The organism is Citrobacter sp. MGH100 (assembly GCF_001034465.1).
In the GTDB taxonomy this organism is placed as follows: Bacteria; Pseudomonadota; Gammaproteobacteria; order Enterobacterales; family Enterobacteriaceae; genus Citrobacter; species Citrobacter youngae.
Genome location: NZ_KQ089805.1, coordinates 23,072 through 47,856 on the forward strand (window position 1 = coordinate 23,072; position 24,785 = coordinate 47,856).

Genomic DNA, 24,785 nt, shown 5'->3' on the forward strand with positions numbered 1-24,785 from the left:
GAGGGCTGGGGCATCTGTTTAATTCGGTCTTACACCCAGTGTGTGACAAATAGCGTAGCTCATCTCAGCGCGGTTGAGCGTATAGAAGTGAAAATCTTTCACCCCTTCGCGACTGAGGATCTTCACCATGTCCATGGCGATATTCGCCCCTACCAGCTTGCGGGTTTCGGCATCATCATCCAGACCATCAAACATTGTCGACATCCAGGAAGGGATACGAACATTGGTCATGTCGGCAAATTTTTTCGCCTGCTTAAAGTTGGAGACTGGCAGGATACCCGGAATAATTTCCACATCGATACCCGCAGACACGCAGCGATCGCGAAAACGCAGATAGCTTTCTACATCGAAGAAGAACTGGGTGATCGCGCGGTTCGCACCGGCATCAACCTTACGCTTCAGGTTCAGCAAATCAGCCTGAGCACTCTTTGCTTCCGGGTGCACTTCCGGGTAAGCCGCAACGGAGATATCAAAGTCAGCAACGTCTTTCAGCAGCGTCACCAGGTCAGAAGCATACATATCCGGTTTACCGCTTCCCGGCGGCAGGTCACCACGCAGGGCCACAATATGCCGAATACCGTTGTTCCAGTAGTCCTGAGCAATGGTACGCAGCTCATCACGGGTCGCATCAATGCAGGTCAGGTGCGGCGCCGCTTCAAGACCCGTGCGATCCTTAATACCCTTAATAATGCTGTGCGTACGGTCGCGCTCACCAGAGTTTGCACCGTAAGTGACTGAAACAAACTTCGGCTTCAGGCTGCTCAGGCGATCGATGGAGTTCCACAGGGTTTGCTCCATTTCACTGGTGCGCGGCGGGAAAAACTCAAATGAAACGTTAATCTGACCGGCAACTTCTGCCAGGCTCTGATTCAGGGCTTCCCGCTGGTTGGCGTGAAAAAAGCTCATACCTTACCTCATCAATCTTTTGTCGTTATATGTTGTGTTGTGAACTGCTATACGTTTAGACGTCTAGATGTAAAAATGACGGAAAAGCATGCTGGCGTCAACACAAAAATCATCGCTAAAGGTGAGGAATACTCAGCCAACGTGAAAAAAATTCACATCAGCTTGAAATGATGAGGGATTGCATCATGAGTTCTTGCACCCACTGCAACCGGCTCTCATTTTCAGGCAACATCACTAACCCGGCACGGATACACAGCTCAGCATCGCTCAGTGGATGGAATACCACGCCCTGACGCTGGATAGCAGCAAATGAAGCCGGAAGCAAACTTAAACCATCGCCCTGGGCAATCCGCGCAAGCAGCACATCATGCTCCAGTGGTTCTTCAAGACAGGAAGGAGAGTAACCAGCGCGGTGGAAAATCTGCCGGGTATAGTCAAAAAAAGCCGGGTTACGTTCCCGCTGGAACCAGAACAACGGTCGGTGGTTGAGTGCCGATAAGGAAAGAGAAGCCGTACAAGCCTCTGACCAAAAGGAGGGTAATGCAGCAATTATCGGCTCTTGCCAGGCTAAAGGGGTGACGGTAAGCCCAGATGCCTCAATAGGCAAAGCCACCAGCGCCGCATCCAGTTTGCCTCGCCTTACCTGACGAACAAGTTCAGGTGAGCCGTGACGCATGACACGCAGCATTTTTACACGAGCATTTAGCGTTGATTCAAGAGCCACAAAAACGCCCTGTTCAAACGCCGTGCTTAATCCTAAACGCAGAGGTTGCACCTCCATCTGCGCTAACTGGCTCAATGCAATATAGGTCTTGTCCTGTAGCGCCAGCAGCGGACGCACCATTTCAAGTACGCGCTGGCCGTCCTCCGTCAGCGTAAGCCCACGGGTATGACGGACAAAAAGCGTCACCCCCAGGCGTTCTTCAAGCTGGCGAATATGACGGCTTAGCGGCGGCTGCGACATAAAAAGACGTTGCGCCGCACGACTCATGTTGTTCTCTTCGGCCACTACGGTGAAGTAGCGCAGCAGACGGATATCCAGAGAGTGCAGGGGCGATATTGTCATACCAAAAAAGTATCACGGAAACGGTATTATCCCAATCATTCTGCGCGCTCTATCCTCACGCCACAGACCACACGATAGAGGAAGAAATGATGCTTTCAGAACGCTTTATTACCGGCCAGGAGATGTTGCAAAAAGTAGATGGCAAAGGGGGCGATGCAGTCATCGAAAGTCTGCAGGACATTGCGCCAGACTTCGCCCAATACCTGATTGAATTTCCTTTTGGCGACATCTATTCAAGACCGGGGCTGGATTTACGCAGTAGAGAAATAGCTACCGTCGCGGCATTAACTGCGCTGGGTAACGCCACACCGCAACTGAAAGTACATATTGGCGCGGCATTACACGTGGGTTTAACGCAGGATGAGATCGTTGAAGTGATTATGCAGATGGCCGTATATGCTGGCTTCCCCGCGGCACTCAATGGTTTGTTTGCCGCGAAAGAGGTGTTTGCCTCTCACAGAGGCTAAAACAACAGGCCAGCGGATTGTCTGCTGGCCTGAGCTCGCTACGGTTTCACATCTGCCACACGCATGCCTTTGAGTTGCTCATCCGTCAGCGGATTTCCCGCTTTGAAATAATCAACAACCGCATTAGAGATGTAGTAGCCTCCGGATGTATTTCGCGCTTTACCTTCGGTAAATGCGGCAAAACCATCACCACCGTCCGCCAGGAAGCTATTGGTGGCAATGTGATAGATGGTGGCGTCTTCAATGGGTTGGCCGTTTAACGTCAATACGGTGACTCGCTGACCGACCGGTTTACTGCTGTCATACTTCATCTCCAGGCCTTTAGATACCTGCAAAACACCGTTACTTAAACTCGCACCGTGCTCCATCAAACTACGCAACTGCTTACCGGTGAGATCCATTGTGGCCAGCTCGTTCGGGAACGGGAAGGTGCTAATGACCGCCCCCATGGTGATGGCTCCTGCGGGGACTTCATTACGGATGCCGCCTGAGTTAGTGAGCGCTAACTGGGTATCTTTACCTGCCGCCACCAGCAGCGCATCCGCCGCCAGATTGCCCAACGAAGAAGATTCACCGTAAGCACGCGTCAGCTCAACCGGAGAGTTTGCAACCGTCTGTTGTACCACCTTATCAAGCTTTTTATTCCAGCCATCGATGACCTGTTTCGTCTGCGGGTCTGGTTGCCATTCATCCGCAAAAATGGTCTTTAGCTCGAAATTCTTCACGGTAAATTGATGCGGTTTCTGCTGATAATCCAGCACCAGTTTACCCACATCAATACCCCCGCTGTCGGTGGAAAGGATCAGGGTATTACCGACTTTAATCGGCTCCGGCGTGCCCACATGCGCATGACCGGTGATCAGGATATCCAGCCCCTGCACCTGGCCTGCGGTCTGGATGTCTTTATCCAGCGCACGGCGCACATCGGTGCCGCCCAGACTGGACTGGCGCGCTGGCGTGCCTTCATGGATCAGCGCCACGGTGAGATCGACTTTGCCTTTAAGCTCATCGATATAGCGTTGCAACCACTTCACTTCATCACGCGCTTCGATACCAATACGTGTCGCCGCAGAAACCGTATCATCAAAAGCAAACACGCCGTGCAGGCCAATCACGCCAATCTTCACGCCATCTTTTTCAATAATGGTGTAAGGCTTATCCCAGAACATTTTGCTGCTGTTCTGATAAAAGATATTACCCTGCACGATGGGGAATTTCGCCTGACTCAGTTGCAACAGCGTATTGTCCCAACCGTGATCGAATTCATGATTACCCATGGTGACAGCATCAAAATTCATGGTGTTCATGATATCGATAATCGCCTTACCCTTGGTCAGACTGCTGATATACGGCCCGGTAAAATAATCACCCGCATCAAAAAACCAGGTGGCGCTGTTTTTCGCTTTCTCCTGCTTCACCATCGTCGTGATATTGGCCCAACCGCCAATGTCACGCGTGCCATCCGCAATCCATGGGACTTTATAAGGTTCAACGTGGGCGTGAAGATCGTTGGTATAGATAATTGTGACATCTTTGGCACTCGCCCAGAGCGGCAACGATACCAGAACACCAACAGCAAGCATTTTTAACTTCATAATCAATCCCTTTCAGTCATATAAAGAATCGCTACGTTACGTTCTGAAAGGGTTTTTTATGTGAGAAAACTCACATCCACCGGTGATAGTCGCGGGTCAAAATCAACGACCATTAAAAATCGTTGGTAATACGATGACATCTCCGTTCACTATCAATTGCTGTAAATCCTTTGGCTGCCAAAATCTGGGACTGGCGAGCTCAGCAGATTACAGCTGGCCAGAGTATCGGCTGGGTTATGCCGCACTGCATTGCCGGGCATGCGGCAGCTATCCCCCGCTGTTTAATGAGGAACAGTTTGGTAGGTGGTTGTCAGCATATTTAACGGATTTTGCCGCCCAAAGCGGTCATTTTTGCCCACGTTGTTACCAGCGAGAAACGATACGCTATGGCCGAAATCCTCAGGGCAGCCAACGCGTTCAGTGCCGGAGCTGCAAAAAGGTCTGGACACCAAAGCAGCAACCGCTCGTCGCCATCCAACCGCCCGAACAAATCGCAACAGTCTCTCTGATCGTACCTTTTCAGGGCGCCAGTGCAGATCAGCAACTCTATGTGTTGCTCAGTTTTGACGCTATTCGCGGTAATATTCTGCATATTTCCAGCAATTTCACACCTCATCCTGCCGGGGCTTCATTGCGTTACCGCTGGCGCGGCAGCACTGAGCCAGTGGTGAGTCATGATGATATTGTGGAACGAGTCAGTCAGCGAGAAACGCAGTTTTTACGCCGCAGCCAATTTGACGAAATTCAGTACGGCAGCGCGATGCTCAAACGTAACGCCAGCGGCGCAATTTTACGCCCGGTCATTACCGCGCATGGGCATTTCCGCGTCCTGAGCCATCTCTGGCCTGCGGTAAAAACGCACATTATTGCCCACGAATGCTTTCTGCGCGGCGCAGTGATTACCGCATGGGCGGAACAATTTCGCGAACATCACGCCTCGCTTTGGTTTGTGGATGAAGAAATCAGCGACGATCAACACACCAGGCCCTGGCAGTTACTGGGCAAAAGTTATCAGGGATGGTGGCAGAACCAGTGGCAAATTTGGCAACAAGGCGACACACGTAAAATGGTGTGTTTGTTAACAGAGGGTCAGGTTGAAAAAGGAGCGTCAATAACCCTGGCGGCAAGTCATCATTTTCTCAACTGGTTGCAGCAACAGACGGAATTTCAGCAAAGCCCACGTTACTCTGCCCATTCTGTGTTTCAGACGATAAGGACGCTGACGGAGAAATACAACATCCTGGATTTGCCCGGTGGCGCTGCCGCTTACCGGGCCTACGGTTTGTGTCATCGCCAGGCCGGATAAGCGTAAGCGCCATCCGGCAACGCAAACTACAGCAACTGCGCCAAACGGTTGATGTCGGACTGGATAGCACCGGCGGTCACATCACGACCTGCGCCCGGCCCACGGATCACCAGCGGGTTATCACGATACCAGCGGCTTTCAATGGCGAACACGTTATCGCACGGCAACAGCGCTGCCAGCGGGTGTTCAGCGCGGACCGCTTCAACACCCACACGCGCTTTACCATTGGCGTCAAAACGCGCCACGTAGCGCAACACCAGCCCCATTTCACGTGCAGCTTCCAGACGTTGCACCATCTGTTCGTTCAACTCATCGCCATTTTCAAAGAAATGGTCAATGGAGCCTTCTTCGCAGTGCGCAGGCACCAGTGACTCAACGCGAACCTGGTCCGGCTCAATATCGTAACCTGCTTCACGCGCCAGGATCACCAGCTTACGCATCACATCTTTGCCAGAAAGATCGACGCGCGGGTCCGGTTCAGTTAGTCCTTGCTGCCAGGCCTGATCCACCAGATCGGTGAACGGGACCGTGCCATCAAATTGCAGAAACAGCCAGGATAACGTGCCGGAGAAGATCCCGCTGATCGACAGAATCGTATCGCCACTATCAATCAGATCGCGCACAGTATGGTTGATCGGCAAACCTGCGCCCACGGTGGCGTTATACAGCCAGTGGCGACCGGTTTTTTCGAAAGCATCATGAATTTGGCGATACTTATCACTGGTACTCGCCCCCGCCAGTTTATTGGCGCTAATGACATGGAAACCATGGCTGGCGAAGTCCAGATACTGATCGGCCAATTGTTCACTGGCCGTCACATCCAGCACCACTAAATCATCATACGGGTGGGCGCGCATCCACAGGAATAGCGCCTCTTCATCCTGCTCTACCGCTTCGTCGTCGAAGAAGGCCAGGGCACGGCTGGCATCCAGCCCTTCATAGTTCAGCAGGCTGCGGCGGCTATCCACCACGCCTGCCAGCACGAATTCAAACCCGGTACGCGCGGAAAGCGTTGTTTGTTCGCGAGCAAACAGTTCCAGCCAGCGTGAACCAATATTCCCCTTGCCGAACAGCACCAGACCAATACGTTTTTCTGCGCGGAAAATAGACTGATGCAACCCCTGAATCAGGCTTTCGGTCGGGCCGGTACGCAGTACCGCAACCAGACTGATCCCCTCTTCCGACTGCCAGGTAAACTCGACTGGCTGGCCTTTTAACTGTTGCCAGAAACGGTGGCAATGCAGCGGATTACGCGTTACGCCTGCCCCAACCATCGCCACCAGCGCCAGCCCCTGGCGCAGACGCAGCTCGCCCGGCAAACCGGCTTCATCAAGAATTTTCAGTGCGCCGTCAGCGACTTCAGAGGTGTAGCAAAATTGCAGTAGCTGGCGGTCAGGATGCACGCCCACCGCCAGTGGACGCACCTGGGTGCGTTTTAAAATCTGGTCGACTTCTTTGTAGGCCAGCTTAAAGTCCTGGCCGGTGGGAACCTGAAACTCAATCAGACAGACGTCGTCATGGCTGGTCACGATGCGCGCCCCGGTACCAGAAGCCAGTACTCGCTCAATCCGCGTTGATCCCTGATCCGGCGTGTAGCTACAGCGCAACTGGAGGTCGATATCGCTACCCGAAACCGGCTGTAAGGTGCGGGCATGCAGAACCGGAGCCGCCAGACGCGCCAGCTCGCTGGCTTCATCAAGACGCAGCAGCGGCAGCAAACAGGCGTCTTTTACTTTACGCGGATCCGCGCTGTAAACCCCGGCGACATCGCTCCAGATGGTGACACGAGAAACGCCCGCCAGCGCACCAACCTGCGTCGCCGAGTAGTCAGAGCCGTTACGCCCCAGCAGGACCGTTTCACCCGCATTGCTACGGCTGATAAAACCAGTCACCACCAGGCGCTTACCCGGATGCTGCGCCAGCAGTTGCTGCAGTAATGGGTAAGAAAGACCTTCATCCACCTGCGGCTGAGCGCCGCGTTCAGCACGTAAAAACTCACGCGCATCCAGCCAGGCCGATTCCAGCCCCTGTTGATTAAGGACAGCGGACATCAAACGCGCGGACCACACCTCGCCATGCCCGACGACTTCAGCATAAACGGCATCGTTTACACCGCTGTCGAGTAACCCGGCCAGGCGTTCCAGATCGTGAATAAACGCGCCGATCAACCCATCCGCCACCTCAGGAGGTAACAAACCGCTGATAAGCTCGCTTTGATAGCGACGTAACGCCTGTTGAACCTGATGCGCAGAAAGACGATCGGTCTGGCTTAACTTCAGCCAGCTAATCAACTGGTTAGTGGTACTGCCCGCGGCGGAAACAACCATCATATCGTCAGGCTGCGAGTACTCCGCCATAATACCTGCGACACGCAAATAACATTTCACGTCTGCCAGACTACTACCACCAAATTTGTGCAGTTGACGACCCTTCGCCCCTGCCTGCGCAATCACACTCATGTTTACCCCTTGTTTGCAGCCCGGAAGCCATTTTCCAGGTCGGCAATTAAATCTTCGCCATCTTCAATACCGGTGGAGATACGCAACAACGTTTCCGAAATTCCGGCAGCAGCACGCGCTTCTGGCGCCATACCCGCATGTGTCATGGTCGCGGCGTGGGAGATCAGACTTTCAACGCCCCCTAATGATTCCGCCAGCGTAAACAATGACAACCCGCTCAGGAAGCGACGCAATGTTTGCTCGTCGCCATCCAGTTCAAAACTCAACATCGCGCCAAACCCTTTTTGCTGACGCGCGGCAATCTCATGCCCCTGATTATCCGGCAGTGACGGATGATACAGTTTCTTCACCAGCGGCTGGGTTTGCAGGTAGTCCACAATAGCCTGAGCATTACGTTGCGCCACCTCCATACGCGGTGACAGAGTACGCAGGCCGCGCAACAGCAGATAACTATCAAATGCGCCGCCGGTCACGCCAATATTATTCGCCCACCATGCCAGTTCAGTGACCGTTTCCGGATCTTTGGCTATAACAACACCAGCCACCACGTCTGAGTGACCGTTTAAATATTTCGTGCATGAATGCAACACCAGATCGGCGCCCAATGCCAGTGGATTTTGCAGTGCAGGACTTAAAAAAGTGTTGTCGACAACGCTCACCGCACCAGCCTCACGTGCCAGTTGGCAGATTTTTGCAATATCTACCACGCGCAGCAGCGGATTGCTTGGACTTTCGACCAGCACCAGCTTCGGTTTTTCTGCCAGCGCCGCTTTCAGCGCCTGATCATCACCCTGATCGACAAACAGCACACGATAACAGCCACGTTTTGCCAGACTGTCAAACAGGCGGTAGCTACCACCGTAACAGTCGTGCGGTGCGACCAGCAGATCGCCAGGCTTCAGAAACACCGTGGTGACCAGATGAATCGCCGACATGCCGGTATTGGTCAGCACTGCACCAGCGCCCCCCTCCAACTCCGCCAGCGCACGCTGAACCACATCACGCGTCGGGTTACCACGGCGTGAATAGTCATGAGCACGAGGCTCATTAAAACCGGTGAAATTATAGGTACTGGAGAGGTGAATCGGCGGGACAACGCAACCGTACTGCTCGTCGTCATTTAATCCGCTACGCACTGCAATGGTGGCCTGTTTACGCGTCATATTGAGGAGATCCTGGCTGAGTCGGTGAAAAGTCAGACACCAGAGTAATCATTGTTACAATAGCCGTCAATACATCTGGACATCTAAACTTCTTTGCGTATAGATTGAGCAAACAGGAAATAGCCGTTAAAATTATATGCATTAGCGTACATTTGCGTCGGCTAACTTCGTGTCAGGGCCGCGCCACTACGATAAACTACGCGCAATTATGGTCCGGGCTCAGGTTCTGGCCTCAATATTAATGACAAAGAGGATTAGGTATCTCATGGCTGAATGGAGCGGCGAATATATCAGCCCATACGCTGAGCACGGTAAGAAGAGTGAGCAAGTCAAAAAAATTACGGTTTCCATTCCTCTGAAGGTGTTAAAAATCCTTACCGATGAACGCACGCGTCGTCAGGTGAATAACCTGCGTCACGCCACCAACAGCGAACTGCTGTGTGAAGCGTTTCTGCACGCCTTTACCGGACAACCGTTGCCAAACGACGAGGATCTGCGCAAAGAACGCAGTGATGAGATCCCGGAAGAGGCGAAGATCATCATGCGTGAACTGGGGATCGACCCGGAGACGTGGGAGTACTGATCGGCTGACGGTTAGAAAAAAAGAGAAAAGGCGGGATAACCCCGCCGTTTCTCACAACGTTATTTTCTAATACCATTGATTTTATTCAATGTTTCTTCCATTTTGAGCGTTTCTCTGCGGTTCAATGGATAGCAATAAATCAGAATAACCGCCGCCAAAAACAGGCACAAAGCCGGCAAGAGATTTGCCATCGTATAAATATTTTCCTGCACAATGCTGGTTTGCACTGCACCGCCCGTTGACGAAGATTGATAACCAATGATGGCCAGCATAAAGCCACCAATCGCCCCTGCACACGCCTGACCCACCTTGCGGGCAAAGAAGTTCACACCGTAAACCGTACCATCCTCACGATCGCCGGTGACATACTGATGATAATCACAAACATCGGTCATAAACGCCCAAATCATCAGGTTGAATAGCCCTGCCCCCAGCGTCGCCAGGAACAGGAAAACCAAATAGACTTTCGCGTCCGTAATATGGATGAAGTACATAATCAGATACATCGCCACCGCAAAGAGCAATGCGCCGACGCTGGCCTCTTTTTTGCCAAACCGCTTCGTCAGCCAGGATGCCGAGGGTGCCAGCAAAACCAGAGAGCCGAAGGTAAATAGCAACGCCACGGACATGGCCTCTTTGTTGTGGAAGTAGTCATTAAACAGGTAAGTCATGTTGGTACCTGACAACCCCTGGTTAATCACAATCAGCAGATCCACCACAACTAAAACGATCAGTGCTTTATTGCGTAACAATCCCTTCAGCAGCACCGATACGGGCATACTCTCTTTTCGCTCCACGCGCACACGTTCTGTTGTTAACTGACAGGTCAACGTTAAAAAGATAAAGCCCAGTACGGCACAACCAATAGCAATCCAGAAAAAATGTTGCCCGGAAATCACCTGACTTCCGTCCACCAGGGTGGTGTACATCAGAATCGGGATAAAAAAGCCGGTTGCTCCACCGCCGATGGCGGAACCCACGCTGCGCCAGGTTGACAGTGACACCCGATCTTCCGGGTTCGAGCTAATCGCCGCAGACATGGCGCCATATGGAATGCTGACTGTCGATAACAGTGAACCGTAAACAAAATAGGAACAGCAGATATAGATAATTTTCGCCGTATAAGAAAAATCATTCACAAACGGCAGGAACAGGACCACCGCAATGATGCAGAACGGGTACTTCATACGGCGCACCCACGGATTAAATCGTCCATGTACCGTCAATTTAGAGGTATCGCATAAGCGCCCTACACCAACATCGACAAACGCATCAAAGAGCTTAGTCACAAAATAGAGCGAGCCGACAATAACTCCTGAAATGCCGAGGACGTTAGTGTAATAAATCATTAAAAAACTATTTACTAACCCAAGAATAAAACAGGTTCCCAGGTCACCACACAAATAACCAATTTTATCCCTGAATCCGAAAGGTCTGACGACAATATCTTGATTGCTTCCACTCACTGTTCCATCATTAGACATGATGTCAACTCCTTAGACATATTATTCACGCAAACTATGCGTATATCCTGGTGTTCAACGTAATAAACGAATACGCAGAGTATTAACAATCAGAAGTTATAACCGAGGCCGACACGATAGCGGGTCTGGCGATCGTCAGTCGTGGTGGTGTCATAACCCGAAGAAACATTACCAATTTCAATAAATGGAACCCAGGAATCTATTTTATAAGCGACACGGAAGTTATATTCATAATCATCTTTCCGGTTGTTATATAAATCTTCGCTATCGGCAATTTTATAAATGCCGTTTAGCTCAAACATCCAGTTATTGACGTTATAACCAAGCCAGGCTTCCGGACGATAGACCATGCGGTCATCTTTGCCGTCAGTGTTTCTGCGCATGTACTCCTGACGATAGCGGAACGCGGTCCACCAGCTGTCGTTGATGTTGTACTGCACGCGGATATAAGGTTTATAAATCGTGATGTTATCGCCCGTTTCGATCGCAATACCTGGCTGCCAGATGAGATCCCGCCAGGTAAACTGGTAACTTGCCGTATACTCGTTACCGTTACTTTCCATATTATTCCACGCATCGTTCGATTGCGTATCTTCAGAACGTGAAATGGCCTCTACCGCTACACCAAAACCTGTAGCAAAACGATGAGACATATAAACACGATCGTAATTTCGCCCGTCATCATAATATTCATGGCGGTAATCAACATAACCCGCCTGCGCGGCCGCAGATAATAATGGAATAAGTAACAAGGTAGATTTAAAGTTCATGACAATCCCTTTTCACACTAAATAAAGAAAATTCACCATCACATTCCGGGCTATAAACAGGAAAGCAATAGAGTCGTAAGAATAATTTTATATTTCCGCGAAAGTGTATTTTAGAAAGAGGGGATAAACCTTTGAGATTTTGCCAGGAATTGGCATGAGTGGCAAAGAACAGAAGATAAAAATGACGAAGATCACTAGTGCGAATATTTTATCTTAAAAAATAAAAACACTGTTTCATTTATTAAAAGTGAAACATCATTCAATACATCAATGTATGTTTTATTATCAAGTACAGATACAAAAAAAGCGCCATAAGGCGCTTTTTTCTGACAGCAGGAACTTATTTGCTGCCCGGGATGCTGAAACGCTTGTTGAAGCGATCAACACGGCCACCGGTAGCAACATCACGCTGCTTGCCAGTATAGAACGGGTGGCACTTGCTGCACACGTCGAGGTTCAGATCGTGACCGACAGTAGAGCGGATTTTAATGACGTTACCGCAAGAGCAGTTTGCAGTAATTTCTTCGTATTTCGGGTGAATATCTTTTTTCATGGGAAAACCTCGGTTTAAGGCCGCGTCGCTCTTCCAGCCCTAACGCCAGACACCACGCGATGTTAATAGTATAGGTCAGTGATACAAATTTGTATCAAAGGCGGCGAATCATACAGAAATTAACCTGCTCATGCAAACTGATCCGCATTCTACCCTCCACTAATGTGTATACTAACCCGCCAGATTTCAAGTCAGGATGATTCAATGCCCGTTGCGCACGTTGCCTTACCCGTTCCGCTACCTCGTACCTTTGACTACCTCCTGCCGGAAGGCATGAGCGCCAAAGCCGGGTGTCGTGTACGCGTGCCTTTTGGCAAGCAGCAGGAGCGCGTGGGTATCGTCCTTTCCGTCAGCGAGCACAGTGAACTGCCGCGGAGCGAATTGAAAGCCGTTCTCGAAGTGCTGGACAGCGAACCGGTCTACTCGACCTCTGTCTGGCGTCTGCTGTTGTGGGCGGCGGATTATTATCACCATCCTATCGGCGACGTACTGTTTCATGCCCTGCCAATTCTGCTGCGCCAGGGACGCCCGGCGACTAACGCGCCCATGTGGTACTGGTTTGCCACTGAAGAAGGCCAGGTTATTGACCTCAACAGCCTGAAGCGTTCTCCCAAGCAGCAGCAGGCGCTGGCTGCGCTACGCCAGGGAAAAATATGGCGCGACCAGGTCGCTGAACTGGAATTTAATGACGCCGCATTACAGGCGTTGCGGAAAAAAGGTCTGTGCTCCCTGGCGAATGAAACGCCAGGCTTTAGCGACTGGCGTACGCACTACGCCGTTTCCGGTGAGCGTCTGCGGCTGAATACCGAGCAAGCCACCGCTGTTGGCGCGATTCATAGCGCGTCGGACAGCTTTAGCGCCTGGCTATTAGCGGGCGTGACAGGGTCGGGCAAAACAGAGGTCTATCTAAGCGTACTGGAAAATGTCCTTGCCCAGGGCAAACAGGCGCTGGTAATGGTGCCGGAGATTGGCCTGACGCCGCAAACTATTGCCCGTTTTCGCGAACGCTTCAATGCGCCGGTCGAAGTTCTGCACTCGGCTTTAAATGACAGTGAACGTCTTTCAGCCTGGCTGAAAGCAAAGAATGGCGAAGCGGCGATAGTTATCGGTACGCGCTCCTCGCTGTTTACGCCGTTTAAAAATCTGGGCGTGATTGTCATCGACGAAGAGCACGACAGCTCTTATAAACAGCAGGAAGGCTGGCGCTATCACGCGCGCGATCTCGCGGTTTATCGCGCCCACAGTGAGCAGATCCCGATTATTCTCGGCTCAGCCACCCCGGCGCTGGAAACGTTGTGCAACGTGCGGCAGAACAAATACCGCATGCTGCGCCTGACGCGACGCGCCGGAAACGCACGCCCAGCCACTCAGCACGTGCTGGATCTCAAAGGTCAGCAGGTGCAGGCCGGACTCGCCCCTGCGCTTATCACCCGCATGCGTCAGCATCTGCAAGCAGATAACCAGGTAATTCTGTTTTTGAACCGCCGGGGTTTTGCCCCTGCGCTGCTGTGCCACGACTGCGGCTGGATTGCCGAATGCCCGCGCTGCGATCACTACTATACCCTGCATCAGGCACAGCACCATTTACGCTGCCACCACTGCGACAGCCAGCGCCCAATACCGCGTCAGTGTCCTTCCTGCGGCTCGACGCATATGGTTCCGGTTGGACTTGGCACCGAACAGCTTGAGCAGGCTCTGGCACCGTTTTTCCCCGGTGTGCCGATTTCACGCATCGATCGCGACACAACCAGCCGTAAAGGCTCGCTGGAGCAGCATCTGGCGGAAGTGCATCGCGGCGGCGCTCGCATTCTTATCGGCACACAAATGCTGGCCAAAGGCCACCACTTTCCGGATGTCACGCTGGTTGCACTGCTGGATGTTGACGGGGCGCTATTCTCTGCCGATTTCCGTTCGGCTGAACGTTTCGCCCAACTTTATACCCAGGTTTCCGGACGAGCTGGGCGCGCCGGGAAACAAGGCGAAGTAGTGCTGCAAACGCACCATCCTGAACATCCGTTGCTACAAACCTTGCTGTATAAAGGTTATGACGCGTTTGCCGAACAGGCGCTGGCCGAGCGACAAACGCTCCAGCTTCCACCGTGGACCAGCCATGTGATCGTGCGGGCAGAAGATCATAATAACCAGCATGCGCCAATGTTCTTACAGCAGTTACGAAATCTGATTCAGGCCAGTCCGCTGTCTGATGACAAGCTGTGGGTGCTCGGCCCGGTTCCCGCCCTGGCGCCCAAACGCGGCGGTCGCTATCGCTGGCAAATTTTGTTGCAGCACCCGTCGAGAATTCGCCTGCAACATATCATCAGCGGCACGCTGGCGCTGATCAATACGTTACCCGATGCACGTAAGGTTAAATGGGTGCTGGATGTCGATCCCATCGAGGGATAATGCCTCATGATGCGAGGCGGATCGTAAAATTAAACATCCATCACACTTTTTATGAAAATTCTGTAACCGCTTCCATTAACTATCTGATAAAAATGTTTCAGATGAAGGTTACCCAGGGACGAGTCTGTGCCAGCAGCCCTCTGGCGAGGAGAAAGAGTGAAACCGAATAAGCAGGTTGCCGCCGCTACGATGAAAGATGTTGCTCTGAAGGCGAAAGTCTCAACGGCAACCGTATCCCGCGCATTAATGAACCCGGACAAAGTCTCACAGTCAACCCGTAACAAGGTTGAGCAGGCCGCGCTGGAAGTGGGATATTTACCCCAATCAATGGGACGCAATGTTAAGCGTAATGAGTCACGTACCATTCTGGTGATTGTGCCGGATATCTGCGATCCCTTTTTTAGCGAAGTGATTCGCGGCATAGAAGTGACCGCCGCAGAACAGGGATATCTGGTGCTGATCGGCGATTGCGCGCACCAGAACCAGCAGGAAAAGACCTTCCTCAATCTCATAATCACCAAGCAGATCGATGGCATGGTGCTGCTCAGCTCGCGCCTGCCGTTTGATGCCAGCGTGGAAGAGCAACGCAACTTGCCGCCGATGGTCATGTCCAACGAGTTCGCGCCAGAGCTGGAACTGCCCACCGTGCACATTGATAACCTCACTGCCGCCTTTAACGCGATGAATTATCTGCTGGAACTGGGGCATAAGCGCATTGGTTGTATTGCCGGGCCAGAGGATATGCCGCTGTGCCACTACCGCCTGCAAGGCTATGTTCAGGCACTACGCCGCAGTGGAATTACCGTCGATCCACACTTCATCGCGCGCGGTGATTTCACCTATGAAGCGGGCGCCAACGCGTTAAAACAGCTGCTTGAGCTACCGCAACCTCCGACCGCGGTCTTTTGTCACAGCGATGTGATGGCGCTTGGCGCACTCTCTTACGCCAAACGTCAGGGCTTAAAAGTACCGGATGATTTATCTATCATTGGCTTCGATAATATTTCACTGACGGAATTTTGTGATCCACCCCTGACAACCGTCGCACAACCGCGTTTCGATATCGGACGTGAAGCTATGCTGTTACTGCTCGATCAATTACAAGGGCAGAGCGTCAGCAGTGGCTCACGTTTACTGGACTGCGAGCTAATTATTCGGGGTACTACCCGGGCACTGACGTAAAGTAAAGTGCTTTCGGACTCCCCTGTCTGGTCAAAGGCCCGTCGCTTAAGTAACATGGCGGGCTGACGAACGAATAAATACAGCGAAACGATAGTGGCACAACGAGATTATGTACGTCGCGGCCAACCGGCACCTTCGCGGCGCAAAAAGAGCACATCACGGAAAAAGCAACGCAGTACGCCAGCGGTATCCCCCGCGATGGTCGCTATTGCTGCAGCCGTACTCGTGACCTTTATCGGTGGTCTGTACTTCATTACGCATCACAAGAAAGAAGAGTCCGAGACGCTGCAAAGCCAGAAAGTCACCGGTAATGGCATCCCGCCTAAACCGGAAGAACGCTGGCGCTATATAAAAGAGCTGGAAAGCCGTCAGCCTGGCGTGCGTGCGCCTACCGAACCCTCTGCGGGTGGCGAAGTGCTTAACGCCGATCAGTTGACCAATGAGCAGCGCCAGTTGCTGGCGCAAATGCAGGCTGATATGCGTCAACAGCCGACACAGCTCAACGAAGTACCGTGGAACGAACAAACGCCTGAACAGCGCCAGCAAACGCTGCAGCGCCAACGCCAGGTGCAGCAACAGCAATGGGCCAACACGCAGCAGCAGGCTCAGCAGCCGCGCCCACGGGCGACGGAACAGCCTTACCAGCAGCCACAAACGCGTACGGCACAAGCCGCACCGGTACAACAGCCGAAAGCGCAGCCAAAACCAGTGGCCCAGCAGCCGTATCAGGATCTGTTGCAGACGCCTGCGCACACCACCGCCGCGCAGCCGAAAACGCAGCCGGCCGCGCCAATAACGAATGAAACGCAGCCGCCAAAACAGACGGCGGAGAAAAAAGACGAACGCCGCTGGATGGTGCAGTGCGGGTCATTTAAAGGCGCAGAGCAAGCAGAAACCGTGCGGGCGCAGCTGGCTTTTGAAGGCTTCAACTCCCGCATTACCACCAACAACGGCTGGAATCGCGTGGTGATTGGCCCGGTGAAAGGCAAGGAAAATGCCGACAATACCATCAGCCGCCTGAAAGTTGCCGGCCACACAAACTGCATTCGACTCGCCACTGGGGGTTGAAACCCCCAAAATCTCCCCCATCTATACTTGCATTACGCCCCGTACAACTGTGCGGGGCCTGTATTCTGCATTTGTAACCAAGGGGTCTGCTCGTGACAACAATAGTAAGCGTACGCCGTAACGGCCATGTGGTAATCGCCGGTGATGGTCAGGCCACACTGGGTAACACCGTAATGAAAGGCAACGTGAAAAAAGTCCGCCGTCTGTACAACGACAAAGTCATTGCGGGCTTTGCGGGCGGGACTGCGGATGCATTCACGCTGTTTGAACTGTTTGAACGTAAACTGGAAATGCACCAGGGTCACCTGGTTAAGGCCGCCGTTGAGCTGGCTAAAGACTGGCGTACCGACCGTATGCTGCGCAAACTCGAAGCGTTGCTGGCCGTTGCAGATGAAACAGCATCGCTCATCATCACCGGTAACGGTGACGTCATTCAGCCAGAAAACGATCTGATTGCCATCGGCTCCGGCGGTCCCTACGCCCAGGCTGCAGCACGCGCTCTGCTGGAAAACACCGAGCTTGGCGCACGCGAAATTGCTGAGAAAGCGTTGGATATTGCAGGGGATATCTGCATTTATACCAACCACTTCCATACCATCGAAGAATTGAACTCCAAAGCGTAAGGATCCCCCATGTCTGAAATGACCCCACGCGAAATTGTCAGCGAACTGAACAAACACATCATCGGCCAGGATAACGCTAAGCGTTCCGTGGCGATTGCCCTGCGTAACCGCTGGCGCCGCATGCAGCTCAACGAAGAACTGCGCCATGAAGTCACACCGAAAAACATTCTGATGATTGGCCCGACCGGCGTCGGTAAAACCGAAATCGCCCGTCGCCTGGCAAAACTAGCCAACGCGCCGTTCATCAAAGTTGAAGCAACGAAATTCACCGAAGTTGGCTATGTAGGTAAAGAAGTTGACTCGATCATCCGCGATCTGACCGATGCTGCCATTAAGATGGTTCGCGTTCAGGCAATCGAGAAAAACCGCTTCCGCGCAGAAGAGATGGCGGAAGAGCGCATTCTCGACGTGCTGATCCCACCGGCTAAAAATAACTGGGGACAGTCAGAGCAGCCGCAGGAACCTTCTGCAGCGCGTCAGGCGTTCCGTAAAAAACTGCGTGAAGGCCAGCTGGATGATAAAGAGATCGAAATCGATCTCGCGGCCGCACCGATGGGCGTTGAAATTATGGCGCCTCCGGGAATGGAAGAGATGACCAGCCAGCTGCAGTCCATGTTCCAGAACCTGGGCGGTCAGAAGCAAAAACCGCGTAAGCTGAAAATCAAAGACGCAATGAAGCTGCTGATTGAAGAAGAAGCGGCCAAACTGGTCAATCCGGAAGAGCTTAAACAGGAAGCTATCGACGCCGTTGAACAGCACGGGATCGTGTTTATCGACGAAATCGACAAAATCTGTAAGCGCGGCGAATCCTCCGGTCCGGATGTTTCCCGTGAAGGCGTACAGCGCGACCTGCTGCCGCTGGTTGAAGGCTGCACCGTCTCTACCAAACACGGTATGGTGAAAACCGATCACATCCTGTTTATCGCCTCTGGCGCATTCCAGGTGGCGAAACCGTCCGACCTGATCCCGGAACTGCAGGGTCGTCTGCCGATTCGTGTTGAACTTCAGGCGCTGACCACCAGCGATTTTGAGCGTATCCTTACCGAACCGAATGCCTCCATCACCGTGCAGTACAAAGCGCTGATGGCGACTGAAGGTGTGGACATCAACTTCACCGAATCGGGTATTAAACGCATTGCCGAAGCGGCCTGGCAGGTTAACGAAACCACCGAAAACATCGGTGCGCGTCGCCTGCATACCGTTCTTGAGCGTCTGATGGAAGATATTTCCTATGATGCGAGCGATTTGAACGGTCAAAGCATCACAATTGATGCCGAATATGTGAGCAAACATCTGGATGCGCTGGTCGCAGATGAAGATCTGAGCCGTTTTATCCTATAATCGCGTTCAATGCATTTTCATCACTGTTGATGGGGCTGATAAAGCCCCATTTTTATTGGCGCTAAATATGACTGAACAACAACAAATTAGCCGCTCACAAGCCTGGCTGGAAAGTTTACGACCTAAGACCTTACCGCTCGCCTTCGCGGCGATCATCGTCGGTACGGCATTAGCATGGTGGCAAGGGTTCTTTGATCCGCTGGTCGCTCTGCTAGCATTGATTACTGCAGGACTGCTGCAAATCCTGTCCAATCTCGCGAACGACTATGGCGATGCCGTCAAAGGCAGCGACAAGCCCGACCGCATCGGACCGCTGCGTGGCATGCAAAAAGGCGTTATTACCCAGCAGGAGATGAAGCGTGCGCTGATTGTCACCGTGGTCTTAATCTGCCTGTCCGGTCTGGCGCTGGTGGCGGTGGCCTGTCACACGCTGGCGGATTTTGTCGGCTTCCTGATTCTCGGCGGCCTGTCGATTATCGCCGCGATCACTTACACCGTAGGTAATCGCCCTTACGGCTACATCGGCCTCGGTGATATTTCCGTGCTGGTGTTCTTCGGCTGGCTGAGCGTGATGGGAAGCTGGTATCTGCAGGCGCATACGTTGATTCCGGCGCTCATTCTGCCTGCTACCGCCTGCGGCCTGCTGGCAACTGCCGTGCTCAACGTCAACAACCTGCGCGATATCAACAGCGACAGAGAGAACGGCAAGAACACGCTGGTGGTGCGTTTAGGCGCCGTCAATGCCCGCCGCTACCACGCCTGTCTGCTGATGGGGACGCTGGTCTGCCTGGCGCTGTTTAACCTGTTTTCACTGCAAAGCCTGTGGGGATGGCTGTTTATCCTCGCCGCTCCGCTGCTGATTAAACAGGCGCGATACGTGATGCGTGAGATGGATCCAGCGGCAATGCGCCCGATGCTGGAACGCACCGTAAAAGCGGCACTGTTGACTAACCTGCTGTTTGTTGTTGGAATTTTCTTAAGTCAGTGGTCTCTTTAACTGACAAATATCAATTAATAATTTCAATTTTTAGAATCGCATAACGCCTCGCAACCCTTACAATAGAGGGTCGCGAGGTTTTTTCATGTTTTTTATATTTTCCGGGGATACCTCGGAGATACCAACGAACGGTAAACACCGTGACCTATAAGTACTAAAACCAGCGTTTCCCAGCTTACTTAACCGATCACGGGGTCTGAAGCCCACCCGTACGAGAGCGTACTCTAAGTACATTTTTTAAGCAGATTGGGCGAGTAAAGAAAATGAGGGTTTTATTTACTTTTTCCATTAATGCCAGTATCCGTGCGGTTTCCGGCATTAATGGTGTTAATAAACCCGTTAATCAAATCAACGTAAACCTGACCGACAACGCCACGACGTTGTAGATTTAAATTCATAAGGTTACGTTCTTAGCGTACGAACTCGTACGGTTGCTCCCTAAACCAGGGGCTTAACGGTAGAAGCGGCGTAGCCGCAGTTTGTGACAATTTCGAATATTTCCCGCATTTTTTAACAGGAAAAAATTTACTTTAAGGCGTATTAAGGTATTTTTACCAATGGATGATGCCTCCAATGATAAGGGAAATGAACGATATAGACCGGGGCGGGTTACGGCTGTTAACGCTTGGTGAGATTAACTTGGCCCGTACCCTCTACGCTTTCACCATCCGCTATAACGAAGTCTGGATCCACCGCAGCAGCTATCTACCTTTCAACCTCCAAAAGAACAACTACGCCATGACGCCCAACGGCGAATTGTACTTTCAGGAAGGTACTTATGAGCCTGACTTTTCACAGCCGCATGTTAATAACGATCGCGTTGGTGGGCAGCATCTTTTTTTACATGAAATGATGCACGTCTGGCAGCATCAGCGCGGGATGATGGTAAGGATGCGGGGCCTGTTCTCTTGGGCAGTTGATTACTATTACACGTTGGATAAGGCCATACTCTTGGATTACGGCTTAGAGCAGCAGGCTGCAATGGTGACTGATTATTGGCTGCTTAAAACATATGGATTCGGCAACCGCTCTGATTTGTATCGCCTCAAGGATTACGATCCATCTGAACCTGTCCTTAGCCTCATATCCCGCTATGAGAAAGTGTTAGGGAGGTTCCCGCATTGAAACGCTACTTTCTCATTCCTGCCTTTTTTGCGCTGGCTGGGTGTGGCGCTGGTGATAGCGTTCCCCCATGGCGTAGTTTCCCTATTATAAATAATTCGCTTTGCTTCTCTGTTAATAAATCGGACGTTCTGAGCCGATACGGCGTTTATTCTGAGCAGGGAAATGAATACAAGACATTGGCGGAAAATTCGCATGTAGCTCTCTCCTACCCTGAAACGTGCTTAAAAATACCGATAACGCCGGGCTATATCTATGCGGCTTCATACACATTGAACGGAAAGAATTACCGTTACAACTTTTTCATCGACAGAAACGGGCAAATATTAAGCACAAAATAAGGAGATCTATAAATGTCATTACCAGCTTATATGTATATTTATGATGAAAATGGACAACTGATCAAAGGCAGTTGCATGGCGCTGGGCCGTGAGGGTGCAGTTGAAATCATGAACAGCAGTTACGGTGTGTACCAAAACACATGCCGCAACACTGGTAAGCTGATGGGGTCGCGCGAACACAACGCTTTTACCCTGCACAAAGAGATTGATAAGACCTCACCATATTTTGCGGTTGCAGTCTGCAAAAGGCAGTAATCCACTATTACGACATCAACGAGGCGGGTATCGAATATGAGATTTACCGAATTACGCTTAACAACATCGTAATCATGTCCGTCAATGCTGCTCATGCTTATATGCCGGGTTCCCACACTCCAGGCATGATGGAAAATATCGCCATCACCTACTCAGGCATTGAGTGGTTTTATATCGAAGGGAATATCAAATACGACGATGACTGGAGCCACCCGGTTGGTTACAACCAGCAGCAGAGGTAAATCGAATTGGCAGGCAGATCTGTTGAAAATAAAGACCACTTAGCAGACTGCCTGCAATACTCGTCGCTATTCCCAAACACGCTTACTTGCAATACGAGCGTACTTGGTCATCAAATCAACGTAAATCAAACCAATACTGCAACAACTTTATAGACTCAAAATCATAAGGTTACGTTCTTAGCGTACATTTCCGTACGGTTGGGCTTCCCCCCATCAACACATCAGTTTTATAGCCTGCTATAGCCCATTGTCTTACGGTATTAAGGGCCTTGAGCCAGCGGCCTAAATCATTATTTCTGATTTTAGTTGTTCTCCGTGTATTTCCATTCCAAAGCATTTTTGTACTTAAAATGGTTGTGGGCGGATCCGGTAACAATCTCCCGCCATCTCTATCACGGTAGCTATCATATGCATAGCGATAGACAGCACGCAGAACACGTGCCCATAAATCAGCCTGGGCTTTACTGACTTTTTCTTCACGCCTGAACGGGCCACCAAACCATATGCCATGCCCGGTAATGATCTGGTGTCTCGTATCCATCATTTCACGCGTGATAGATGAAAGTTGAAGAGCCATCCAGTCACCAGAATAATTATTGATAGTGTCTTCATATTTTCGCTGGTCGTTTTTTTCATACGCCCGGCAGCCAACCGGGATTTAATCTACTCATCCAAAGCATCAGACAGCGTTACCGCCCGTTTTTTCTCTTCACGCCGTCGTTCGTTCGGGTTACGCCGTGTGGTAGCTACTTCACTTAAGGCGTTATATTCCCCCTCTCTGGCCTGCTCAATAGTCATATCCGGGAACTTGCCCAACGTCACACGGTAAAATTTTCCGTCGCGCTTTCGGGACACACAAAAACTTTTGCTGCCACTGGACGTAACGCGCAGCCGCAACCCATTAACGACACTATCAGCATATTCAAGGCGAACGGGGAGTTCCATCAGCACGGCTTGGTGAATCTAATCGTTCTCATAGGGCTTTCTTTTATGCTCCAGCAATCTTCCGGGGATACCTCGGGGATACTTTACAGAGGGAAATACGGGTAATTATAGGTCATTATCGGTTGTCTTAAAAATCAGTAATTGACTGTTTTTAAATGAAAAATACGAATATTTATTGATCTGGACACTAATTAACAATTGATGATTTTGCCAACAGTACACATAGCGCGATATACTAAAAATTCTCGCAGCAACTGAACGTTGAGCCTATGAAATACGATACATCCGAGCTTTGTGACATCTATCAGGAAGATGTCAACGTCGTGGAACCACTGTTCTCTAACTTTGGAGGACGGTCGTCGTTTGGCGGACAAATCATCACGGTAAAATGTTTCGAGGACAACGGGTTGCTGTACGATCTGCTCGAACAAAACGGCCGTGGTCGCATTCTGCTGGTCGATGGCGGCGGTTCTGTCCGTCGTGCGCTGGTCGATGCCGAACTGGCACGGCTGGCAGTAGAGAATGAATGGGAAGGTCTGGTTATCTACGGCTCAGTCCGTCAGGTAGACGATCTGGGAGAAATGGATATCGGCATTCAGGCGATTGCCGCAATTCCGGTCGGTGCCGCAGGGGAAGGTATTGGGGAAAGCGATGTACGCGTCAACTTTGGCGGCGTAACGTTCTTCTCTGGCGACCACCTGTACGCCGACAACACCGGGATAATCCTCTCCGAAGACCCGCTCGATATCGAGTAAGTAAAAAAGGCCATCAGCAAATTTGATGGCCTTTTTTTCATTCATTTGATTCGTAATGAATGACTTTAATATCATACTTTTCATTTTTTTCTTCGGCAACGACGCTCATCATCTCACGACTGGCAGGATAAGTTTCGATATAAGCATTTAATTTATCCTCAGCTATCTGAACGTCACTCTTTTGTATTCCGGTAAAAATTATTTCACTGAGTTGAAGATGGCTACCTTCATCTGAATAGCTTACAAAAAACCAGTCGCTGGATACCCTTGGAACCTGTTTAAGAGGTTTCGGTGTTAGCAGATGATAGAATAATAAATTCTGCTGTGTATAGATTTTTTCTGTAAAGATGCTCAACATGAAACAGCAATAAAGTAGCGAAATTAAAATCATAAATACAATAATAAAACCTGATTTCCTGAACTTCATATGCGGAGTTCCCGAACATAATTTGGATTCGCAACAGGTTTTATTATATCCATAAATAAAGGTAATTCCCCTGAGTAGGGTTCATGTTTCTTATCCTTATCTATTGGTCAGGAAATAGTAAAGGAATAACGCTTTTGTTTTTAAACTTACCAACAGGGCCATAGAAGTCCCAGATACGATAAGCCTTTTCTTTCGAACAGATCTGAAGACGAGAGGTGTAATCTGCATAATTTACAGCTTGGTAAAAACCAAATAAGTTCGATACCAAATCTTCAGCACTATAGCCACTATCCGTTAAATATACGTAAGGCCAAAAATCCTGCAAGGATTCGAAGCGATGTGACGTACCTAAGAATATCGATAAAGCAATACCTTGTAAGGTTCGTTCCGGTAATCCTCGTCGCACCATAAATCTACGATATATACCAGTATTAATATTTAGGCCATGAATGTTTTTGGACATACTTTGATGATAATTTACTTCATAAAATTCGCTATCACCACCACGAGCTCTTATCATTTCAAACCATAATCTTTCCGCCCCTGCTGGATTAGCATGGCCTAAATCAATCCATCCTAGATTCTCTGTATAGATAAGGCCATATTTAATATCACTGGTGATAAATCGATCCGAATTATCAATAATATCGTTTCTTTTTGTCATATCGTATTCTTTGAAATTTAAAAGTTACGATATCCTAATCTCTACATAGTAAAAAGGCATCCATTATG

Annotated in this window: 25 protein-coding genes and 1 pseudogene; 13 read left to right on the forward strand and 13 right to left on the reverse strand. The window is 50.8% G+C overall.

Features of this window, described 5'->3' with window-relative positions; all coding sequences use genetic code 11:
* Nucleotides 1-18: 18 nt before the first annotated feature.
* Nucleotides 19-906, reverse strand: coding sequence for a methylenetetrahydrofolate reductase (metF, locus tag SK32_RS22875; protein WP_005121692.1), 888 nt, complete (start codon nt 904-906; stop codon nt 19-21).
* Nucleotides 907-1,063: 157 nt separating this feature from the next.
* The gene (locus SK32_RS22880) at nt 1,064-1,972 is read right to left on the reverse strand and encodes a LysR family transcriptional regulator (protein ID WP_048213983.1); all 909 of its coding nucleotides are present in this window, start codon (nt 1,970-1,972) and stop codon (nt 1,064-1,066) included.
* Between the two features lie 89 nt (nt 1,973-2,061).
* On the opposite strand from SK32_RS22880, the gene SK32_RS22885 reads away from it, so the two are divergent.
* Nucleotides 2,062-2,439, forward strand: a complete 378-nt coding sequence (locus SK32_RS22885; protein ID WP_048213984.1) for a carboxymuconolactone decarboxylase family protein — start codon at nt 2,062-2,064, stop codon at nt 2,437-2,439.
* A 38-nt stretch (nt 2,440-2,477) separates the two neighbouring features.
* On the opposite strand, the gene SK32_RS22890 is transcribed toward SK32_RS22885, so the two are convergent.
* Nucleotides 2,478-4,034 carry a bifunctional metallophosphatase/5'-nucleotidase gene (locus tag SK32_RS22890; protein WP_048213985.1) on the reverse strand — a complete coding sequence of 519 codons (1,557 nt, stop codon included), beginning with the start codon at nt 4,032-4,034 and terminating at the stop codon, nt 2,478-2,480.
* Nucleotides 4,035-4,167: 133 nt separating this feature from the next.
* Between SK32_RS22890 and SK32_RS22895 the strand changes: the two genes are divergently transcribed.
* The gene (locus SK32_RS22895; protein WP_048213986.1) at nt 4,168-5,340 is read left to right on the forward strand and encodes a cytoplasmic protein; all 1,173 of its coding nucleotides are present in this window, start codon (nt 4,168-4,170) and stop codon (nt 5,338-5,340) included.
* A 26-nt stretch (nt 5,341-5,366) separates the two neighbouring features.
* On the opposite strand, the gene metL is transcribed toward SK32_RS22895, so the two are convergent.
* Both metL and metB read right to left on the reverse strand, forming a co-directional pair.
* Nucleotides 5,367-7,799, reverse strand: coding sequence for a bifunctional aspartate kinase/homoserine dehydrogenase II (gene metL, locus SK32_RS22900; RefSeq protein WP_048213987.1), 2,433 nt, complete (start codon nt 7,797-7,799; stop codon nt 5,367-5,369).
* 2 nt (nt 7,800-7,801) lie between these two features.
* The gene (gene metB / locus SK32_RS22905; protein ID WP_005121701.1) at nt 7,802-8,962 is read right to left on the reverse strand and encodes a cystathionine gamma-synthase; all 1,161 of its coding nucleotides are present in this window, start codon (nt 8,960-8,962) and stop codon (nt 7,802-7,804) included.
* Nucleotides 8,963-9,227: 265 nt separating this feature from the next.
* Here metB and metJ point away from each other — a divergent pair, with 265 nt between their 5' ends.
* Entirely contained in the window at nt 9,228-9,545 is a 318-nt protein-coding gene (gene metJ / locus SK32_RS22910) for a met regulon transcriptional regulator MetJ (RefSeq protein WP_048213988.1), read from the forward strand.
* 59 nt (nt 9,546-9,604) lie between these two features.
* On the opposite strand, the gene SK32_RS22915 is transcribed toward metJ, so the two are convergent.
* The 3 genes from SK32_RS22915 to rpmE all read right to left on the reverse strand — a co-directional run bounded on the left by SK32_RS22915 (nt 9,605) and on the right by rpmE (nt 12,352).
* Nucleotides 9,605-11,029 (reverse strand): MFS transporter, encoded by a 1,425-nt coding sequence (locus SK32_RS22915; protein ID WP_048213989.1) that lies wholly within the window; start codon nt 11,027-11,029, stop codon nt 9,605-9,607.
* 89 nt (nt 11,030-11,118) lie between these two features.
* Nucleotides 11,119-11,799, reverse strand: coding sequence for an oligogalacturonate-specific porin KdgM family protein (locus SK32_RS22920; protein ID WP_048213990.1), 681 nt, complete (start codon nt 11,797-11,799; stop codon nt 11,119-11,121).
* A 340-nt stretch (nt 11,800-12,139) separates the two neighbouring features.
* A complete protein-coding gene (rpmE, locus tag SK32_RS22925; protein ID WP_003028810.1) occupies nt 12,140-12,352 on the reverse strand; it encodes a 50S ribosomal protein L31 in 213 nt (70 codons plus the stop codon).
* 204 nt (nt 12,353-12,556) lie between these two features.
* Between rpmE and priA the strand changes: the two genes are divergently transcribed.
* From priA to menA, 6 genes are all read left to right on the forward strand, one after another.
* Complete coding sequence (priA, locus tag SK32_RS22930; RefSeq protein WP_048213991.1) at nt 12,557-14,755, forward strand: primosomal protein N'; 2,199 nt, start codon at nt 12,557-12,559, stop codon at nt 14,753-14,755.
* Nucleotides 14,756-14,911: 156 nt separating this feature from the next.
* Complete coding sequence (gene cytR / locus SK32_RS22935) at nt 14,912-15,937, forward strand: DNA-binding transcriptional regulator CytR (protein WP_003825179.1); 1,026 nt, start codon at nt 14,912-14,914, stop codon at nt 15,935-15,937.
* 93 nt (nt 15,938-16,030) lie between these two features.
* The gene (gene ftsN / locus SK32_RS22940; protein ID WP_075551463.1) at nt 16,031-17,005 is read left to right on the forward strand and encodes a cell division protein FtsN; all 975 of its coding nucleotides are present in this window, start codon (nt 16,031-16,033) and stop codon (nt 17,003-17,005) included.
* A gap of 92 nt (nt 17,006-17,097) precedes the next feature.
* Complete coding sequence (gene hslV / locus SK32_RS22945) at nt 17,098-17,628, forward strand: ATP-dependent protease subunit HslV (protein WP_003028805.1); 531 nt, start codon at nt 17,098-17,100, stop codon at nt 17,626-17,628.
* Between the two features lie 9 nt (nt 17,629-17,637).
* The gene (gene hslU / locus SK32_RS22950; RefSeq protein WP_003028803.1) at nt 17,638-18,969 is read left to right on the forward strand and encodes an ATP-dependent protease ATPase subunit HslU; all 1,332 of its coding nucleotides are present in this window, start codon (nt 17,638-17,640) and stop codon (nt 18,967-18,969) included.
* A gap of 67 nt (nt 18,970-19,036) precedes the next feature.
* Entirely contained in the window at nt 19,037-19,966 is a 930-nt protein-coding gene (menA, locus tag SK32_RS22955) for a 1,4-dihydroxy-2-naphthoate polyprenyltransferase (protein ID WP_048213993.1), read from the forward strand.
* 272 nt (nt 19,967-20,238) lie between these two features.
* Here menA and SK32_RS26625 read toward each other — a convergent pair whose 3' ends face one another.
* Entirely contained in the window at nt 20,239-20,364 is a 126-nt protein-coding gene (locus SK32_RS26625; RefSeq protein ID WP_255562811.1) for a hypothetical protein, read from the reverse strand.
* Nucleotides 20,365-20,539: 175 nt separating this feature from the next.
* On the opposite strand from SK32_RS26625, the gene SK32_RS22960 reads away from it, so the two are divergent.
* The 3 genes and pseudogenes from SK32_RS22960 (at nt 20,540) to tssD (ending at nt 21,926) form a co-directional block, all read left to right on the forward strand.
* Nucleotides 20,540-21,091, forward strand: coding sequence for an eCIS core domain-containing protein (locus SK32_RS22960; protein WP_048213994.1), 552 nt, complete (start codon nt 20,540-20,542; stop codon nt 21,089-21,091).
* On the forward strand, nt 21,088-21,429 hold the full coding sequence (locus tag SK32_RS26785) for a putative T6SS immunity periplasmic lipoprotein (RefSeq protein WP_180963306.1): 342 nt from the start codon (nt 21,088-21,090) through the stop codon (nt 21,427-21,429). Before SK32_RS22960 ends, SK32_RS26785 begins: the two co-directional genes overlap by 4 nt.
* A 75-nt stretch (nt 21,430-21,504) precedes the next feature.
* Nucleotides 21,505-21,926, forward strand: a pseudogene (gene tssD / locus SK32_RS22965) (type VI secretion system tube protein TssD).
* A gap of 169 nt (nt 21,927-22,095) precedes the next feature.
* On the opposite strand, the gene SK32_RS26545 reads toward tssD, so the two are convergent.
* Both SK32_RS26545 and SK32_RS26550 read right to left on the reverse strand, forming a co-directional pair.
* Complete coding sequence (locus SK32_RS26545; protein WP_231591600.1) at nt 22,096-22,503, reverse strand: hypothetical protein; 408 nt, start codon at nt 22,501-22,503, stop codon at nt 22,096-22,098.
* Nucleotides 22,504-22,589: 86 nt separating this feature from the next.
* The gene (locus SK32_RS26550) at nt 22,590-22,871 is read right to left on the reverse strand and encodes an Arm DNA-binding domain-containing protein (protein WP_231591601.1); all 282 of its coding nucleotides are present in this window, start codon (nt 22,869-22,871) and stop codon (nt 22,590-22,592) included.
* 269 nt (nt 22,872-23,140) lie between these two features.
* Here SK32_RS26550 and rraA point away from each other — a divergent pair, with 269 nt between their 5' ends.
* Complete coding sequence (gene rraA, locus SK32_RS22975; protein ID WP_048213995.1) at nt 23,141-23,626, forward strand: ribonuclease E activity regulator RraA; 486 nt, start codon at nt 23,141-23,143, stop codon at nt 23,624-23,626.
* 37 nt (nt 23,627-23,663) lie between these two features.
* Here rraA and SK32_RS22980 read toward each other — a convergent pair whose 3' ends face one another.
* Complete coding sequence (locus SK32_RS22980; RefSeq protein ID WP_048213996.1) at nt 23,664-24,053, reverse strand: hypothetical protein; 390 nt, start codon at nt 24,051-24,053, stop codon at nt 23,664-23,666.
* A gap of 100 nt (nt 24,054-24,153) precedes the next feature.
* Entirely contained in the window at nt 24,154-24,717 is a 564-nt protein-coding gene (locus SK32_RS22985) for a hypothetical protein (protein ID WP_048213997.1), read from the reverse strand.
* Between the last annotated feature and the right edge of the window lie 68 nt (nt 24,718-24,785).